The following is a 16,018-nucleotide window of genomic DNA, read 5'->3' on the forward strand; positions in this document are numbered from 1 at the left end:
ATGACAGTACAAAGAAAAAAAATATCTTTAATCGGTGCAGGAAATATCGGTGGAACTCTCACCCATATGATTGCACTAAGGGAACTCGGTGATGTTGTTTTACTTGATATTAGTGATGGAATACCACAAGGTAAAGCACTCGACATAGCAGAATCATCCCCTATTGATGGATTTAATGTCAATATTACTGGCACAAATAGGTATGAAGATATAAAAAACTCCGATGCAATTATAATAACCGCTGGCATCGCTAGAAAACCTGGAATGAGCAGGGATGACCTCCTGCAAACCAATGCTAAAGTAATGAAGGAGGTTGGCGAAAATATTAAAAAATATTCTCCAAACGCGTTTGTAATAGTGGTTACCAACCCTTTGGATGCCATGGTTTCAGTGGTGCATAAATTTTCAAACCTTCCAACTAATATGATTGTTGGCATGGCAGGAGTGCTTGATTCTTCCCGTTTTCGTTACTTTCTTGCAAGTGAGTTAAATATCTCAGTTGAAGATATATCTGCTTTTGTGCTTGGAGGACATGGCGACACTATGGTACCACTAATCAATTGTGCTTCAGTTGCTGGAGTTCCACTTACTCAAATTATCGATATGGGTCTTATCACACAGAAAAAAGTCGATGAAATAGTTGAACGCACTCGCAATGGCGGTAAAGAAATAGTTGATCTGCTTAAGTCTGGATCTGCATACTACGCTCCTGCATCTTCAGCTATATGCATGTTAGAATCATATTTAAAAGATAAGAGGCGCATATTACCATGTGCTGCTTACCTTAATGGTGAATATGGTGTAGAAGAGTTGTTTATTGGTGTTCCTGTAATTATTGGAAAAAACGGAATTGAAAAGATCCTAGAAGTTAAAATGAATGATAGTGAACAAGAAATGTTTAATAAGTCTGTAAACTCGGTGAGAGAGCTGGTGAAATCTTTAGGTTCATAAGCAAATTAATGGTTTTATAGAGCTTCTTTATAGCTCAAACAGCCTAAAAAAGTTGCTTGTGGTTACCTTCGCTACTTGTTCTGGTGACTCATTCCACAACTCTGCCAAACAATCAACAACGTATTTCACCATTGCTGGTTCATTCTTTTTTCCCCTATAAGGCTCAGGTGATAGATATGGTGCATCAGTTTCGACTAAAACACGCTCGCGTGGTACATTTTGTGCAATTTCTCTGAGTAAGCTCGCATTTTTAAAAGTAATAATTCCAGAAAATGAAATATATAACCCCAAATCTATAGATTGATAAGCAAGTTCTTTAGAGGAAGCAAAGCAGTGCATTACTCCACTAAAAGCACCGGCTTTCATTTCTGACCTTAACATATCGATCATCTCATTATCAGCGCTTCTTGTGTGAATAACTAAAGGTAGTCCAGTTATTCTTGACGCTTCTATATGTAATGCAAAACTTTTTTTCTGATTGTCTTTGTTGTCAGATTTATAAAAATCTAACCCGGTTTCACCGATACTAATTACCTTTTGGTTCTTGGTAAATTCAACTAATTCATCAACATGTATACACTCACCGTTTTCTATAGCAGCATCAAGCGGATGTATACCAACAGAGGAGTAGACCTGATCATAGGATGAAGAAATTTTTAATAACTTAGGAACATCGTCAATGCTTACGCATATGTTATGCAAAACCTTTACACCATTTTGCTCTGCCCTTGAAATTACTTTTGGTATTTCATCGTCAGAAAAATAAATCAAGTGGCAATGAGAATCTACTATCATGAGCTTATTGTTGAGGCTTTTATTATAGAAGAAAACTCTTCTATCACTGTTTTATAAACTTCTTTTTTAAATGATATAGCACTGGCTACTAAACTATCTATACCTTGCCAACGCCACTCTTTGAACTCTGGATGACCAGTATAATTAATATCAATGTCCTCATCCTCTCCGCAAAACTTCATTAAGAACCACCTTTGCTTTTGACCAGAATATTTTCCATTCCAGCATATTGGTATAACTTCTTCAGGCAAGTTGTAGTATATCCAATCCTTGCTTTTAGTTATAACCTTTACTTTATTAGTACCAACCTCCTCTAGCAACTCACGTAACGCTGCTTGTTCCAGTTCCTCACCATCATCAACACCTCCTTGTGGCATCTGCCAGTAAGAATCGCTATCAAAGCGTTTTCCAATAAAGGCATGTCCTTGTCTGTTAAATAGCATTATGCCAACACAAGGACGGTACTTATCTTTCTGCTCAACCACGAGTACGCTCTGTTTTTAAATGATTTGTTACAGAAGTTTTAATTAATTTTCCATTTTTTTCTTTCTTCATCTCTTCAACAATTTTCTTTGCAACTTCCTTTGCACTCAAGTTCGAGTTATCAATTTCAAGCGAACCCTCAGGTATAAATAGCCTTTTCCCTTCAATTTTCTTTATAGCAAAATCCGGATCAGTAATTTTATTTTCCTGATATCTCTCTTCTGATTGGACACGTCTTACTAGTTTTTCATTATTACAATGTAATACTACAGAAAAAATTTCCATGTCCATTTTTTTACTTAAATTTACCACTGAGTTATATAATCTTTGGTCATAGGGATCACCCTCTATCAATTCATTTGTAAATATATAATGTTTTGATTTTACGTAGTGTTTTTCCAGTATTGCTAATACATTTTCCCTAACTGCAAAAATTTTTTCCCATAGGTCATCTGGAACTTCAGCGTTTTGTAATTTAACAATATCAAATATAATATTATTGAATAGATTATTGCTTACTATTACTGCACCAATGATTTTACACAGTTCCTTTGCAGTAGTAAACTTACCACTGCCTGGAAAGCCGATTAAGTAGATGAGAGTCTTGCCCATAATGAATACTAGTAAAAAGCTATTTTCAATTATATAAAAAGTATATACATTGTACATGCTAAAAACATGATGATAAAATAGATGCAGGTAATACCTTTAACAAGTAGTTGCGTTGAAAATAGTTCATATTTAGAAATTTTGAGTATATAACTATAAATGAATCATATAACCTGTAAACAATGCTTAGCGATATGGAATCGATAAGAAGTACAATTGAAGAGATAATAGATCAAAATAAAGGTCATGATATAGTAACTTTTGATGTGCAGAATAAAACCGTTATTGCAAAATATATGATTATTGCATCTGGTGATTCAAGCCGTCACGTTAAAGCTTTAGCTGAGCACGTAATAAAAAGCCTCAAGCCACATGATAAAATAGATGTAGAAGGTATGGATGAAGGCAATTGGGTAGTTTTGAATTTTCAAGGCATAATGGTTCACATATTCAGGCCGGAAGTAAGGGAGTATTATAAAATAGAAGAGTTATGGAACTGATTGCCTGGATAGCTGGTGCACAACTGCACAAACGTTGTAATTTTGAAGGCAACTCCTGCACAGGTAGTGGTGTCATGAAAGTAGCTGACACTGGAATCCAGTTTTTCATGCAATTTCATCGGAAACGTTGTATAGTGTGCTTGTTTATAATTAAGTTCCAGTGTCTGGGCACTGGCTTCTCTATTAGGGTTACCTTCGGCATTAATGACAGGATAGACTGGGGTTTATAAAATGAAACACGCATCTGAATTTTTAAATTTCATCCAAGAAAGAGGGTACCTATACCAATGCACAAACATTGAAGGACTAGATCAATTATTATTGCAGAGCAATTATATAGTTGCATACATTGGGTTTGATTGCACAGCACCAAGTCTTCATGCTGGTCACCTAATTCAGATTATGATGCTCTGTCACCTACAAAAATTTGGTTATAAGCCGATAGTCTTACTTGGAGGTGGCACAACAAAAATTGGTGACCCATCCTTCAAAGATAAAGCAAGAAGCATCTTGCCTGTAGAGAACATCAATCAAAATACATCCAGTATAAGGAGAATATTAGAGAAAATGGTGTCTTTTAATGACAGCAAGACTGGTGCAATGATAGTAAATAACGCAGATTGGTTGGATAACATAAAATACATAGATTTTTTGCGTGATATAGGAGCTTATTTTTCTGTAAATCGTATGCTAAGTTTTGATAGTGTGAAAACCAGGCTGGATAGAGAGCAAACCTTAAGCTTTCTAGAATTTAATTACATGCTATTGCAAGCTTACGACTTTATTGAATTAAACAAAAAATATGATTGTCGTCTGCAGATTGGAGGGTCAGACCAGTGGGGAAATATAGTAAACGGAATTGAACTTGGAAAAAAGTTGAATTTACCTGAGCTATTTGGCCTTACCATGCCTCTTTTATTAAATGCACAAGGAAAAAAAATGGGCAAAACTGAAAGTGGAGCAGTGTGGCTTGATGATAATATGCTAAAGCCTTACGACTACTGGCAATATTTTCGCAACGTTGATGATCAAGATGTTGGACGTTTTTTAAGATTGCTCACTGATGTGCCAATTGATGAGATTAGAAAATTAGAGTCTTTAAAGGATCAAGAAATAAATGAAGCAAAAAAGGTCTTGGCAACAGAAGTGACAAAAATATGTCATGGTGACAAAGAAGCGGAACTTGCACAATTTGCTGCAATTTCTGCTTTTGAGAATGAAGATAGCTCACTACTTCCTGATTACATCATAAAAAAAGAACAAGTTGCAAGCGGCATATCCTTAGTAGACCTACTACATGACACCGGTTTTGAACCTTCAAAAGGCGCTGCAAAGCGTTTAATACAGGGCAACGGATGCAAGATTAATGATAATGTTGTAAACAATATTGATCATGTAATAAATTTCGAAAGCTTTAAAGATCAGCCATTTATAAAATTATCTGCAGGAAAGAAACGCCATATAAAAGTTGTGGTAGATTAGGTCTCGAAGTAAGAAAACAAATTTTATACAAGTGAGAAATTAGATATGGAGCAAATTTTCAAAATTCGAGAATTATGTATAAAACAACTGGAAAGATAGTAGAAAGCGAAATTCTATTATATATAGCTAAAGTGGCTTAGGTTTACCTACAATTTGAAAAACAACAAATTCGTCATTCCGCTACTCATTAGCGGAATCTATACCGCGAATGAATCCATAACTGTACGGACATTGCAATTTGGGCCTACCAGGAGGGCAATGCCTCTTATCCAAGTACCCTCTTCTTGTCATCCAAGTAGCCGACACTGGGATGGCTTTGTTGCATAGCAACTGAAAAAATCTGGTGGCTACTGACAAAATTCATTATAAAATAGCCATTTAACCTTGAAAGAAAAAATATGCCACAAAAAATGAGGGTCAGTAACCATAGCGAATATAACAAATTTCTAGAAAAAAGAGGAAATATTTTTCATTATATCAACGAAGCCATAGAAAAGTGGTACGAGAATGGTCCAAAAATACCAGGTGGCAACAATATTTATAGCGATAAAGTTGTAATTTTGGTGCACATAATAACTTGTTTATTTAGAATAGGCCTGAGGCAAACAGTTGGGTTTATAGCAGGATACCTTGAGCAAATTGGGAAAAATTTGCAAGTTATCAGCTATTCACAATCATCAAGAAGGTTTAAGAAACTCAATATTAAGATCAATGATTGCAGAAAATAATATGGAAGATATCGAAATTGCTATAGACAGTACAGGAATTAGTATATACAACAACACTCCTGGTCATAGCAAAGAAAATAGCGAAGATAGAAAGTATCGCAGCTATGAACAGACAAGAAAATTGCATGTAATGTTGAATACAAACAGCAAAAAAGCCATAGCTGTAAAATACAGTAACGGCTGATCACTATGGAGCTTGTGATTTGCTAAAAGAAGTCGATTTTCAGTATGTCATAAAAGTACTATATGCAGATAGGGCATATGACAGAGAAAAGCTCTATAAGCTGTGTAATCAATATGGTATAAAAACGAAAATTCCTCCGAAAAACAACGCAGCAGAGCATCCAAAGTTAGACTATATGGCTGAGAGAAATTCTGCAGTCAAGCTCATAAAGTCATATGATGAAGATGGTATAAAGAAGTGGAAAAAAGAGATGAGTTATGGAAAAAGATCTTATATAGAAAGTTTTTTCTCGCGACTGAAACAAACATTCGGGTTTAGTTTTAGGAATAAATCTGAGACAAATAGAGAGAAGGAACTACTTGTTAAATGCTATTTGCTCAATAAGTTCACTGATATTGGTATGGCTAAATTTGAGATAGCTTCATAAATTTATTGTGCGTTACCTACTATCCGAAGAGCGATGCAACAAAGCCCACGCACTGGGATGACAGCAGTCCTACGTCATACCGCGATTCATTCGCGGTATCTCGGCCGCTAACAAGAGATCCCGCTAACACGTAGCGGGATGACGAGCTTATCGTCACGCTGCCACGAACCGTCATACCGCCGCGGCGCTAACAAGAGATCCCGCTAACACGTAGCGGGATGACGAATTACTATCTACACCGTCATACCGCGATTCATTCGCGGTATCTCTTAACATAGATCCCTTACTTAACCGTCATACCTTAACATAGATCCCGCTAACAAGCAGCGGGATGACGGTTGTCGTTTAGCTACAAACATTAAGAAATTTACCAAATAAAAAAAAGGCAAAAGAAGCCCCGTGGTTGGCTAATTACTTACATTATACTTTCAAGTATGGCGTTTTTTTATTCTAAACGCTTAATAACCACGACTCAGCTGCTTTTAAGCTGCAACTAATCTAAATTATAAACATTAAGAAATTTACTAAACAGAAAAAAAGGCAAAAGAAACCCTAGGGTAGCTAATTATTCACTATCCATTTTTTAAGTTGGCGTTTTTTAATGTTTTAAATGCTTTATAAGCGTATTTCAGCTTGTGTAGGTAAAAACCCAGAAATTTGATAAAGACATAGAGTGCACATAGTGCAAAAAATTAAACATGAGACGCCAGATACGTGAGTTTTTTGTCATTTAATCTGTACAGAGAAGATAAATAAATAGCTTCAGTGTTTATGATAAGGGGGCTGGCGGAGTTTGTCAAGTGGTTTTTTAGCCACGTTTCCCTGTTATAATGTTCGTTTGCTTGACCTAAGATCCAGGAGTATTTAAACTGAACTCTATATAGTGTTAAAAATGATAGGAAATCTAAGCGGAATAGTTGATGAAGTGCGCAGTGATCACATAATCCTGAATGTGAATGATGTTGGCTATATGGTGTATCTTTCAGCCAAAACTTTAAATGCATGTTCCATCGGAAGTAGAGTTAAATTACTTATCGAAACCTATGCAAATAACAGAGAAAATGTCGCTCAGCTATATGGTTTTATAAGCAAAGAAGAACAGCAGTGCTTGAGGTTGCTTGTCAAAGTAAGCGGCGTTAGCTATAAAACTGCAATGTCAATTTTGGGCAAATTAACTCCAGAACAGCTATTTTTGGCAATTATGAATGAAGATAAAGTAGCACTCAAGATGAGCGGACTTGGCCTGAAACTCATAAATCGAATCATCACTGAATTGAGTGGCAAAGTGAGTAAACTAGAAATAAATAACAATAATTTTCATCCAATTAATGAAGATGCCCTTTCAGCATTGATCAATCTTGGGTATGAAAAAATGAAAGCTTATGATACGATAAAAAAATACAGGCCAAATCTGGACACTAAGGATATTATTCGCATGGCGCTTAAGGAGCTTTCAATACTATGAAATCAATATCGTGCGGTAAAGAATATACTGAAGATGTGCGCAATATCAACATCAGGCCTGAACAACTTGATGATTTTGTCGGGCAAAAAGACTTAATACAAAATTTAAAAGTGTTTATAAACGCTGCACAGACGAGAACTGAAGCTTTAGATCACGTTTTATTATATGGTCCTCCAGGGCTTGGCAAAACAACTTTAGCACAAATTGTTTCTAAAGAATTAAGAGTTAGCTTTCGCGCAACTTCTGGTCCTTTACTTAGTAAAGCTGGAGATTTGGCCGCAGTGCTTACCACTTTAAATGCAAAAGATGTTCTATTTATCGACGAAATTCATAGATTAAATCGCAGCATCGAAGAAGTTTTATATACTGCTATGGAAGATTTTTGCCTGGACATATTAGTAGGTGAAGGTCCATCTACTCGCACTTTAAGGATAGATCTACCACCATTTACGCTAATTGGAGCAACAACACGGCTTGGATTACTTTCTGCGCCACTCAGAGATCGTTTTGGCATTCCTTTGCATCTTGAGTTTTATTCCTTTGAGGAGCTGGTTAATATTATAAAAAGAGGCGCAAGAGTTCTTTCTGCTGAAATTGAAGAGGATGCAGCACGGGAAATTGCCTGCCGTGCGCGCGGCACTCCAAGAATTGCTTTGAGGTTACTCAGAAGAATAAGGGATTTTGTTGAAGTGAAAGATGATAAAAAAATTACTTATGAAGTCGCTGATTCTGTATTACTAAAATTGGGTGTAGATAAAATGGGACTCAATAAACTTGATATGAATTATCTAAGATTTTTATTCAACACTTCAGGCCCTGTTGGAATTGACACCATATCTATTGCGCTATCCGAAGATGTTGGCAATATTGAAGAAACAGTAGAACCTTATTTAATCAAAATTAGTTTTGTAAAGCGCACACCAAGAGGGCGCGTTCTAACCGATCAAGCAAAGGAGTATTTGAGCTTTCAACATTAAACATCATAATTTATATTGACTAATTGGCGTGGTATCTATATGCTAACATTTATATATTAAAAATAATGGAGGCATATATGTTAACTAATAGCACTGAAACTGTATCTTTAATTGAAACTTCTTCTAATCTAAATATCAGTCCTTCTGATAATAATTCGATTTCGGATACTAAAAATGTACCTAAATCAACACTAGATGAGAACGTACCTAAATACGTCACTCTTAATAATGCAGAAGAATGGAATGAGTTCTTTATAATGCAGAACAACACTTCTACTAATACCATTAATAAAAAGAAACCAAAACCTTATATTCATAAGGATAGTAATGGTATATGTACATATACTGCTCGGGATGAGAATAAATATGGTGGTAAGAACATTATAGGCAAAATTGCTGAACAAATTAAAGAAGAGATATCTAAAAATATAGAAAATAATGATATAGAATTTATAAAACTTAAAGAAAGCAAAAATGAAGATAATATTATTGAGCCTGCCGTAAGAATTGCGATAGGTAGTAATACAAAAGAAATAAGCATGAGTGACATTCTAAATAACGATTTGTGTAAACAATATGGCGTGAAAGCAATTACATTATTGCTACCTCAAAGTAAAGCAAGGGGGCTACGTTGCCGGGTTGATGAACATGGAACAAGAATTTATGAAGTAGCTAATGGGTCATATCAAATGACTTTAAAGTGGAATGCTCAAGGAAAAGAATGTAATATTAAAATTAATATTCATGATAATGGCTCCGTAGAACTTATTGAGGGTAATGGTGTTACTATGGAGCAATTAGCTGCACATAAAGAAGTAAAAGTAGGAAGGCAATATGAAGCAAAGCCTTTACATGAAGTGTTAGCATCACAATTGCCACAAACACAATTACAACAAAGCTCTGAAGAAGTAAAATTTTTGGAGCAGCATTCAACAAATGTAGAAGACTTGAGCGGCGCATCACAAAAGCATCAAGCTCCTGCTGCTTCAAAATAGGTAAAGTAGTGAAAATTCAGTATAAGTTGCTTGCATCTGCAAGTAACTTATACTTTTATGATGAGCAACACAATACTACCAAGAAATTTCTACGAGCGGCCAACTTTGGTTGTAGCCGGGGAGTTACTAGGAAAGATGCTGAAATTTTCTAACTTTAGTGGAATAATAACCGAAGTTGAAGCCTATATAGGAATGAGTGACCCAGCTTGTCATGCAGCTAAGGGTTATACTAACCGAACCTCAGTAATGTTTGGTATGCCGGGGTTTTCATATGTGTACTTTATATATGGAATGTATTACTGTTTAAATATTGTAACAGAAGCAGAAGGGTTCCCAGCAGCAGTGTTAATACGGGGATTAAAGCTCATTGAACCGCTTGAGGCAAATTTAGGTGGGCCAGGAATATTGTGTAAAAGATTAAATATTACAAAAGAACATAACAAACAGGACCTTACTATAAGCCACGAATTTTGTGTTTATGAATCTCACCTCAAACCAGATTATGTGTGCACTCCGAGAATCGGAATTAGTAAAGGCCAAGAGAAATTTTGGCGGTTTAAAAACTTAAGATCTTGCGTAGACTATTTGCCAATTGGATAATCACCAGTGAAACAAGCATCACAATATTGTGGTGTAGCATTGTTACGCACTTCTCCTTTAACAGCCTGATATAATCCATCAATACTCAAGAAGGCTAGGCTATCTACTCCTATAACTTCCTTAATTTCCTCTACAGATTTATTTGCAGCAATTAAATCTTTGCACTCTGGCGTATCTATTCCATAAAAACAAGAATGCTTAATTGGTGGGCTTGAAATTTTGAGGTGAATCTCTTTTACTCCTGCATCCTTTAGCATAACTATTATATTTGTTAACGTACTACCACGCACTATACTATCATCTATTAAAATTATGTTTTTACCTTTCAAAGTGTGCTTATTAGCATTGAATTTTAATTTTATTCTAACTTTACGTACTTCAGCGGTTGGTTGTATAAAAGTTCTTCCTATGTAATGATTACGAATTATTCCCAGTTCCATAGGTAATCCTGAATGCTTTGCATATCCAATAGCTGCAGGTATTCCAGAATCAGGTATTGGTACAACCATATCTACATTGTTTTTTGGTGGGCTCTCTTCTGCAAGTATTCTTCCTATTTCTTTTCTTGTATCGTATATAGACCTATTCTCCATTATGCTGTCTGGTCTTGAAAAATAAACGTATTCAAAAATACAAAAACTTGATTTTTGCTGTGGGAAAGGAAACATTGAGGCTAGCTTACTACCCGAACTGATGGTAACTAATTCGCCTGGTTCTATTTCTCTAACAAACTCTGCATTTATTATATCAAGAGCACAAGTTTCAGATGCAAGAACGTAAGAACCGTTTAACTTTCCTAAAACAAGAGGCCTGATTCCAGATGAATCACGTACTCCAATAACTACTTCTTGATTGATTGCAACAAAAGAATAAGCACCTTGTATTTGCTTTAATGCATATATAAAACTCTCTAAAAAGCTATCTTTTTCACCGCTTGCTGTCAGATGCACTACTACTTCTGTATCAATATCTGACTGAAAAACGCACTCTTGTTTAATCAATTGTTCGCGTATCGGAGAAATATTAATTAAATTACCATTATGTGCTATGGCGAAATCCCCAAATTTGCCACTTTTGCTAAACATGGGCTGCACTCCAAACTTATTACCACTTGTTGAGTATCGAACATGACCTATTGCACAATCTCCAGGTAAGGATTTCTTTATTTCATCTATATCATCAAATACGCTGCTCACTTGACCTTGAAAGTGATAAGAGTGCAGCTTATCGTTGTTACTGGTTACTACGCCAAAAGACTCTTGACCTCTATGCTGCAAAGCGTGGAGAGCAAGTATAGAGTTAAAAGCAGCACTTTGGTTGCAACTTATGCCAAATACCCCACATTCCTCACGCATTTCATCTAGCATAAAAACTATTAAGTAAAATTTAATTTTACTTTAGCATAGGTAAAATACAAGCATTTTGTTGTTCATCTGCTTTTATTGCCAGCAATAATCCTATGCATATTAAGCTTGCAGCAGTTGTACTTCCTCCATAGGACAGAAATGGCAATGGGTCGCCTATCACAGGTAAGAGGCCCATTGTCATTCCGATGTTTATAAAGAAATGAGCACTAAAAAAGGCGAAAATGCCGATAGATATCGACTTAGAAAAATAATTTTTCGACCTATAAGCGATAGAGAAAATTATGCCAAGTAATGAGGTATAAAGCAAAATTAAAGCCATGCTACCTAAAAATCCCCATTCCTCACTCAGCACTGCAAAAGCAAAATCTGTACGTTTCTCCGGCAAAAATCCAAGTTGAGTTTGACTTCCGTTAACAAAGCCCTTACCAAGCAAACCTCCTGAACCAATAGCTATCTGAGATTGCTGCGCATTATAACCTATTCCAAGTGGATCCACTGATGAATCCAAAAACGACAATATCCTTTGCTTGTGATAAGGACGTAAAAAAGGCCAAATAGCCGGTACTGCAAAAATGCCAAGCGTTCCACATATTACCGAATGAGATCTTTTTATTATTGCTGTGAATATAATTGATATCCCTATAAATAACATTATCACAGCTGTGCCTAAATTAGGTTGCTTTAACACCAAGAACACGGGTAAGAAAATAATTATAAGTGCCTTAAGCAATCTTTTAAATTCCATCATTTTATATACACTCTGCTTATCAAAATAGCGAGCAAGCGCAAGTATTAAGCCTACTTTTGCAAATTCTGATGGTTGCAAACTAATTGATCCAATTCTTATCCACCTTGTTGCACCCATTATGTGTGAGCCAAAAAAATTCACTACTAATAGCGAAATCACTGCTGCTACATAAAAAAAGTAGGCGTGCTTCAAATAAAAATCTAGCTCTATGAATGACATAGCTATAGCAAGTAGGAAAAAGAAGGAGAATATGACCAGTTGGTGAATCGCAAATGGCACCCACTTTCCTCCAGCAGAAGAGTATTGAACAACAATGCCAACGCAAAACAGCGCTATCACGTTAATGACTAACAACCAATGAATCTTCTTCAGTCTATCCACAATAAAGACCTTATAACCTTAAAGTATAGTAAAATATGAAACAAAGATAAAAATCAAAAAACCAACTTCTCAACTACTAACCGAATTGGAGTGCTATATATTCCAGTTACTACTGTTAAAACTGCCATAAACAATAGACAGAAAAGCATAGGAAATGGCACATCATTAATTTTGTCCGGTGTCATTCCAGTGCGTGACGTTGCATCATTTTCAAAATACATTTTCTCTACCATCTTCCACATATATATCAATGCAAGGAAAGAGCCAGCAGCAAATGTTACAAGGGAAATCCACGCATGAGATTCGATAATTGCTTTCATTATATACCACTTGCTTACAAAGCCATTTGTTAAAGGCACACCGATTAATGCTAAACTGAGTAGAGTGAACGCAAGTGCTGTATAAGGCATTGATTTCTTGAGTCCCGATAAATTCTCTATTTTTGTTGTATCAAATTTGTAAGAAATACATCCTGCAGCCATAAATAAAGATGTTTTTATTATGCTGTGGTTTACTATGTGAAGAATTGCTGCAAATACACCTGTTTTTGAGTTAAAACTCAGTGCTAAAATTATATAACCAATTTGGCTAATACTAGAGTGAGCAAGCAGTCTTTTTATGTCTTTTGCGGTTATTGCAAATATCGACCCAAATATAACAGCGCAAAGTGCGAGGATAATTATCACGTTGCTTAGTGATGGTTTAAATAAGAAGAAATTTTGATGAAAAACAGTATAAAAGATTCTGATGAAAACATATATCATCACTTTTGTCACTGTGCCTGAAAAGAATATGCTAATGAAACTTGGCGCCTCACTATATGCATTAACCAGCCACCTGCTTAATGGAAACAGTGCCATTTTGATTGAGAGACCAATAAAAATGAACAACGTGCCAAGTTTTATGATGTTGTTATCGTGTAATGGAACTATTCTTTCAGCCATGTCAGACATATTGAGCGTTCCAGTCATTGAATACAAGAGCCCGATGCCAAATAAATAAAATGTTGCGCCTATTGTTCCACTAATTAGATATTCAAATGCTGCAACCAAGGCTTTTTTATCCCTTCCCATTGAAACTAATACATAAGAAGAAAGAGATGAAATTTCCAAGAAAACGTAAAGGTTAAATATGTCGTTTGTTACTAGAATCCCGAGCAGTCCGCTTAAGCACAGTAGAAATAGAGAGTAAAAACCAGTGATTTTGTTTTTGCTAATTTCTTTTTCGTTAATATAAAAGCTATAAAGCACGCTAATCAGCGCTATAAAATTCACCAAAGTTAGAATCAAGGAGTTTAACACGTCGATTCTTAACTCTATTCCATACGGAGGAGCCCAATTTCCAAGGTGATAAGTTATAATTTCACCTTTATATGTTTTAATGAGTAGTATTGATGAAATGATAAGAGTGATTGTTGTTGCAATAAAAGAAATAAACCAAGATACCTTGTGTTTCTTGGCAAGAAAGCAAAACATTGATGCAATTATTGGTATAATAACTTGTAAGATTGGTAATTGCATTAAATTGTTGTTAATATATCGTTAAAGTATTAGTATATATAATACTTTTTGTTTTAATACCCTTATGTTATCTAAAATTTGTAACGCAATAAAACGCCTATTACGAAGAGAAGATAAATTTGTAGGAAGAGATGAAAATGGAAATTCTTACTATGAATCAAGTAAAGGAAAAAGGTGGGTTATGTATAGCAGTGTCTCTGAGCCTACAACAGTGCCTCCGGAATGGCATATATGGCTTCACTATACTGATAATGTAGTACCAGTTAATAATAAAAAAAGAAAAGTAAAACATACTCCTAATTTAACGGGTACAAAAGATGCATACTATCCAAACCAAAAAGTGAAAAATTACTATAAAAGCTGGAGTCCTGATAACTAAAGATGCGAAGGTCAAATATACTTGAAATAACCGCTGGATTATTTGTATTAATTTTCACTATTTTTCTGATTTTCTTTGCTATTGATAAGCTATCTTACATAAAGAAAAACTATAAGGATTGCAATAAAATATATGGTCTTTTTGCTAACGCTAACGGTATAGGAGTTGGTGATAGTGTCAAGATCTCTGGTGTAGATGTTGGAAGCATAACTGGTGTATCACTTGACAAAGCTACCTACGTAGCACGAATCGATATGTGTATAAGCAAAGACATAAAATTGCCAATTGATAGTTCAGCTCTGATCACTAGCAGTGGAGTTGTTGGCAGTAAATTTGTTAATATATCACCTGGATCAGATATTAAACTAATCTTGCATGGTGGTAAAATAGAGTATACTCAAGCTGAAGCAAATATGGGTGGAATAATGGACAGAATTCTTGGTATGTTTACAAAGTGAAAATGGCAGGATTCCAAGTATATCCGTTCAGGTAAAGCCTCCTGTAGTTCTAAAGTATTTAAGGAGTTTGCCTTATTTCTTGCCTTTTCTACCGCTTGCTTTGGGGTTTATAGTATAGAAAGTGCCTTAATAGTTGCAGTGCATGTCTATCAATGATAAAATGAAAATTAATTTATTTTGATATTATGATTGGTTTACTGTTTGCCGTACTGTTGTTCCTCTGTGGTAGTGATGCACTTGCAAAACAGGAGCCACGTTCAATAGCTGGAGATAATCACATAAAGGTGATAAATTATAACCCACAAGCTATACATAAGTATACGGGTTTTTATGGTTATCAGTCCAGTATATTGTTTGAACCAGGGGAGGTAATACAAAACCTTTCAATGGGTGATTCAACTGGTTGGCAACTCCTTCCTCAAGGTAATAGATTGTTTATTAAGCCTATAGATGATATTGCCGATACTAATGCAACTATAATTACCAATAAAAGAGTTTATTACTTTGAACTTCATGCTGAAGAAGCAACTGGACTAGATGATCCAAGATTAGCATATGAAGTAAGGTTTCTTTATCCACTATTTAGCAGTGATGAGATTTACACAACAAATAACGGTGATATCTTCGAACAAGCTAGTCATACCATTATTCCTGATATCAATGATATTGAAGTTGTAAAGAAGGGATTAAATTTTAATTATTCCATCTCGCACGTCAAAGGTAGTCAGTCAATAATACCAATTAAGGTTTTTGATGACGGAAAATTTACATATCTACAATTCAATAAAATAAACTCTGATTTTCCGGCAGTTTTTATGGTTGATTCTGCAGGATATGAGTCTTTAGTAAATTTCCGTACAGTTGGTAACTACCTGATAATCGAAAGGGTAAGTTCAGTGTTTACCTTAAGGAATGGATCGAGTACAGTTTGCCTATTTAATGAAACCATACCTTTCAAAAAAGGGTAAA

General features: G+C 35.3%; 17 protein-coding genes and 1 pseudogene. 12 read left to right on the plus strand and 6 right to left on the minus strand.

Annotation, left to right across the window (positions count from 1 at the left end):
• Positions 1–951 carry a malate dehydrogenase gene (gene mdh, locus ACJZL3_RS05700; RefSeq protein WP_007548577.1) on the plus strand — a complete coding sequence of 317 codons (951 nt, stop codon included), beginning with the start codon at positions 1–3 and terminating at the stop codon, positions 949–951.
• A gap of 27 nt (positions 952–978) precedes the next feature.
• On the opposite strand, the gene ACJZL3_RS05705 is transcribed toward mdh, so the two are convergent.
• Genes ACJZL3_RS05705 through ACJZL3_RS05715 form a run of 3 tightly spaced genes read right to left on the minus strand, consistent with a single transcriptional unit; the run spans position 979 to position 2,841 of the window.
• Positions 979–1,746, minus strand: coding sequence for a TatD family hydrolase (locus tag ACJZL3_RS05705; RefSeq protein WP_010082353.1), 768 nt, complete (start codon positions 1,744–1,746; stop codon positions 979–981).
• Positions 1,743–2,189 (minus strand): RNA pyrophosphohydrolase, encoded by a 447-nt coding sequence (locus tag ACJZL3_RS05710; RefSeq protein ID WP_007548581.1) that lies wholly within the window; start codon positions 2,187–2,189, stop codon positions 1,743–1,745. The genes ACJZL3_RS05705 and ACJZL3_RS05710 overlap by 4 nt, the downstream gene beginning before the upstream one ends.
• A 34-nt stretch (positions 2,190–2,223) precedes the next feature.
• Complete coding sequence (locus ACJZL3_RS05715; protein ID WP_022626414.1) at positions 2,224–2,841, minus strand: AAA family ATPase; 618 nt, start codon at positions 2,839–2,841, stop codon at positions 2,224–2,226.
• Between the two features lie 179 nt (positions 2,842–3,020).
• Between ACJZL3_RS05715 and rsfS the strand changes: the two genes are divergently transcribed.
• The 8 genes and pseudogenes from rsfS to ACJZL3_RS05755 all read left to right on the plus strand — a co-directional run bounded on the left by rsfS (position 3,021) and on the right by ACJZL3_RS05755 (position 10,196).
• Positions 3,021–3,338 carry a ribosome silencing factor gene (rsfS, locus tag ACJZL3_RS05720; protein ID WP_006279567.1) on the plus strand — a complete coding sequence of 106 codons (318 nt, stop codon included), beginning with the start codon at positions 3,021–3,023 and terminating at the stop codon, positions 3,336–3,338.
• Positions 3,329–3,568 (plus strand): hypothetical protein, encoded by a 240-nt coding sequence (locus ACJZL3_RS05725; RefSeq protein ID WP_010963049.1) that lies wholly within the window; start codon positions 3,329–3,331, stop codon positions 3,566–3,568. The genes rsfS and ACJZL3_RS05725 overlap by 10 nt, the downstream gene beginning before the upstream one ends.
• Before the next feature lies 1 nt (position 3,569).
• Positions 3,570–4,820 carry a tyrosine--tRNA ligase gene (gene tyrS / locus ACJZL3_RS05730; protein ID WP_007548582.1) on the plus strand — a complete coding sequence of 417 codons (1,251 nt, stop codon included), beginning with the start codon at positions 3,570–3,572 and terminating at the stop codon, positions 4,818–4,820.
• 398 nt (positions 4,821–5,218) lie between these two features.
• Positions 5,219–6,159: pseudogene (locus ACJZL3_RS05735) on the plus strand (IS5 family transposase).
• Between the two features lie 892 nt (positions 6,160–7,051).
• Positions 7,052–7,624 (plus strand): Holliday junction branch migration protein RuvA, encoded by a 573-nt coding sequence (ruvA, locus tag ACJZL3_RS05740; RefSeq protein ID WP_010082382.1) that lies wholly within the window; start codon positions 7,052–7,054, stop codon positions 7,622–7,624.
• Positions 7,621–8,601: a Holliday junction branch migration DNA helicase RuvB gene (gene ruvB / locus ACJZL3_RS05745; RefSeq protein ID WP_010963048.1), complete on the plus strand. Its 981-nt coding sequence runs from the start codon at positions 7,621–7,623 to the stop codon at positions 8,599–8,601. Before ruvA ends, ruvB begins: the two co-directional genes overlap by 4 nt.
• Before the next feature lie 77 nt (positions 8,602–8,678).
• A complete protein-coding gene (locus ACJZL3_RS05750) occupies positions 8,679–9,596 on the plus strand; it encodes a hypothetical protein (RefSeq protein WP_419198723.1) in 918 nt (305 codons plus the stop codon).
• A 60-nt stretch (positions 9,597–9,656) separates the two neighbouring features.
• Positions 9,657–10,196 (plus strand): DNA-3-methyladenine glycosylase, encoded by a 540-nt coding sequence (locus tag ACJZL3_RS05755; protein ID WP_038199418.1) that lies wholly within the window; start codon positions 9,657–9,659, stop codon positions 10,194–10,196.
• Here the strand turns inward: ACJZL3_RS05755 and purF are convergent.
• Genes purF through ACJZL3_RS05770 form a run of 3 tightly spaced genes read right to left on the minus strand, consistent with a single transcriptional unit; the run spans position 10,178 to position 14,212 of the window.
• Entirely contained in the window at positions 10,178–11,563 is a 1,386-nt protein-coding gene (gene purF, locus ACJZL3_RS05760) for an amidophosphoribosyltransferase (protein ID WP_010082377.1), read from the minus strand. The genes ACJZL3_RS05755 and purF overlap by 19 nt on opposite strands.
• Positions 11,564–11,588: 25 nt before the next feature.
• Positions 11,589–12,692 carry a rod shape-determining protein RodA gene (rodA, locus tag ACJZL3_RS05765; protein ID WP_010963045.1) on the minus strand — a complete coding sequence of 368 codons (1,104 nt, stop codon included), beginning with the start codon at positions 12,690–12,692 and terminating at the stop codon, positions 11,589–11,591.
• Positions 12,693–12,745: 53 nt separating this feature from the next.
• A complete protein-coding gene (locus ACJZL3_RS05770; RefSeq protein WP_038199409.1) occupies positions 12,746–14,212 on the minus strand; it encodes a proton-conducting transporter membrane subunit in 1,467 nt (488 codons plus the stop codon).
• A 64-nt stretch (positions 14,213–14,276) separates the two neighbouring features.
• Here ACJZL3_RS05770 and ACJZL3_RS05775 point away from each other — a divergent pair, with 64 nt between their 5' ends.
• From ACJZL3_RS05775 to virB9, 3 genes are all read left to right on the plus strand, one after another.
• Positions 14,277–14,591, plus strand: a complete 315-nt coding sequence (locus ACJZL3_RS05775; protein WP_007548590.1) for an NADH-ubiquinone oxidoreductase subunit NDUFA12 family protein — start codon at positions 14,277–14,279, stop codon at positions 14,589–14,591.
• 2 nt (positions 14,592–14,593) lie between these two features.
• Entirely contained in the window at positions 14,594–15,049 is a 456-nt protein-coding gene (locus ACJZL3_RS05780) for an outer membrane lipid asymmetry maintenance protein MlaD (RefSeq protein WP_010082331.1), read from the plus strand.
• A gap of 185 nt (positions 15,050–15,234) precedes the next feature.
• Positions 15,235–16,017 carry a P-type conjugative transfer protein VirB9 gene (virB9, locus tag ACJZL3_RS05785; RefSeq protein ID WP_419198724.1) on the plus strand — a complete coding sequence of 261 codons (783 nt, stop codon included), beginning with the start codon at positions 15,235–15,237 and terminating at the stop codon, positions 16,015–16,017.
• The last annotated feature ends 1 nt before the right edge of the window (position 16,018 follow it).

Origin of the sequence: Wolbachia endosymbiont of Rhagoletis cingulata (assembly GCF_048537655.1) — a bacterium.
Classification (GTDB): domain Bacteria; phylum Pseudomonadota; class Alphaproteobacteria; order Rickettsiales; family Anaplasmataceae; genus Wolbachia; species Wolbachia pipientis.

What these genes read in the sequence shown, in the direction of transcription:
- mdh (WP_007548577.1), top strand. Translation starts at nt 1, where the DNA reads ATGACAGTACAAAGAAAAAAAATATCTTTAATCGGTGCAGGAAATATC.
- ACJZL3_RS05705 (WP_010082353.1), bottom strand. Translation starts at nt 1,746, where the DNA reads ATGATAGTAGATTCTCATTGCCACTTGATTTATTTTTCTGACGATGAA.
- ACJZL3_RS05710 (WP_007548581.1), bottom strand. Translation starts at nt 2,189, where the DNA reads ATGCTATTTAACAGACAAGGACATGCCTTTATTGGAAAACGCTTTGAT.
- ACJZL3_RS05715 (WP_022626414.1), bottom strand. Translation starts at nt 2,841, where the DNA reads ATGGGCAAGACTCTCATCTACTTAATCGGCTTTCCAGGCAGTGGTAAG.
- rsfS (WP_006279567.1), top strand. Translation starts at nt 3,021, where the DNA reads ATGCTTAGCGATATGGAATCGATAAGAAGTACAATTGAAGAGATAATA.
- ACJZL3_RS05725 (WP_010963049.1), top strand. Translation starts at nt 3,329, where the DNA reads ATGGAACTGATTGCCTGGATAGCTGGTGCACAACTGCACAAACGTTGT.
- tyrS (WP_007548582.1), top strand. Translation starts at nt 3,570, where the DNA reads ATGAAACACGCATCTGAATTTTTAAATTTCATCCAAGAAAGAGGGTAC.
- ruvA (WP_010082382.1), top strand. Translation starts at nt 7,052, where the DNA reads ATGATAGGAAATCTAAGCGGAATAGTTGATGAAGTGCGCAGTGATCAC.
- ruvB (WP_010963048.1), top strand. Translation starts at nt 7,621, where the DNA reads ATGAAATCAATATCGTGCGGTAAAGAATATACTGAAGATGTGCGCAAT.
- ACJZL3_RS05750 (WP_419198723.1), top strand. Translation starts at nt 8,679, where the DNA reads ATGTTAACTAATAGCACTGAAACTGTATCTTTAATTGAAACTTCTTCT.
- ACJZL3_RS05755 (WP_038199418.1), top strand. Translation starts at nt 9,657, where the DNA reads ATGAGCAACACAATACTACCAAGAAATTTCTACGAGCGGCCAACTTTG.
- purF (WP_010082377.1), bottom strand. Translation starts at nt 11,563, where the DNA reads ATGCTAGATGAAATGCGTGAGGAATGTGGGGTATTTGGCATAAGTTGC.
- ACJZL3_RS05770 (WP_038199409.1), bottom strand. Translation starts at nt 14,212, where the DNA reads ATGCAATTACCAATCTTACAAGTTATTATACCAATAATTGCATCAATG.
- ACJZL3_RS05775 (WP_007548590.1), top strand. Translation starts at nt 14,277, where the DNA reads ATGTTATCTAAAATTTGTAACGCAATAAAACGCCTATTACGAAGAGAA.
- ACJZL3_RS05780 (WP_010082331.1), top strand. Translation starts at nt 14,594, where the DNA reads ATGCGAAGGTCAAATATACTTGAAATAACCGCTGGATTATTTGTATTA.
- virB9 (WP_419198724.1), top strand. Translation starts at nt 15,235, where the DNA reads ATGATTGGTTTACTGTTTGCCGTACTGTTGTTCCTCTGTGGTAGTGAT.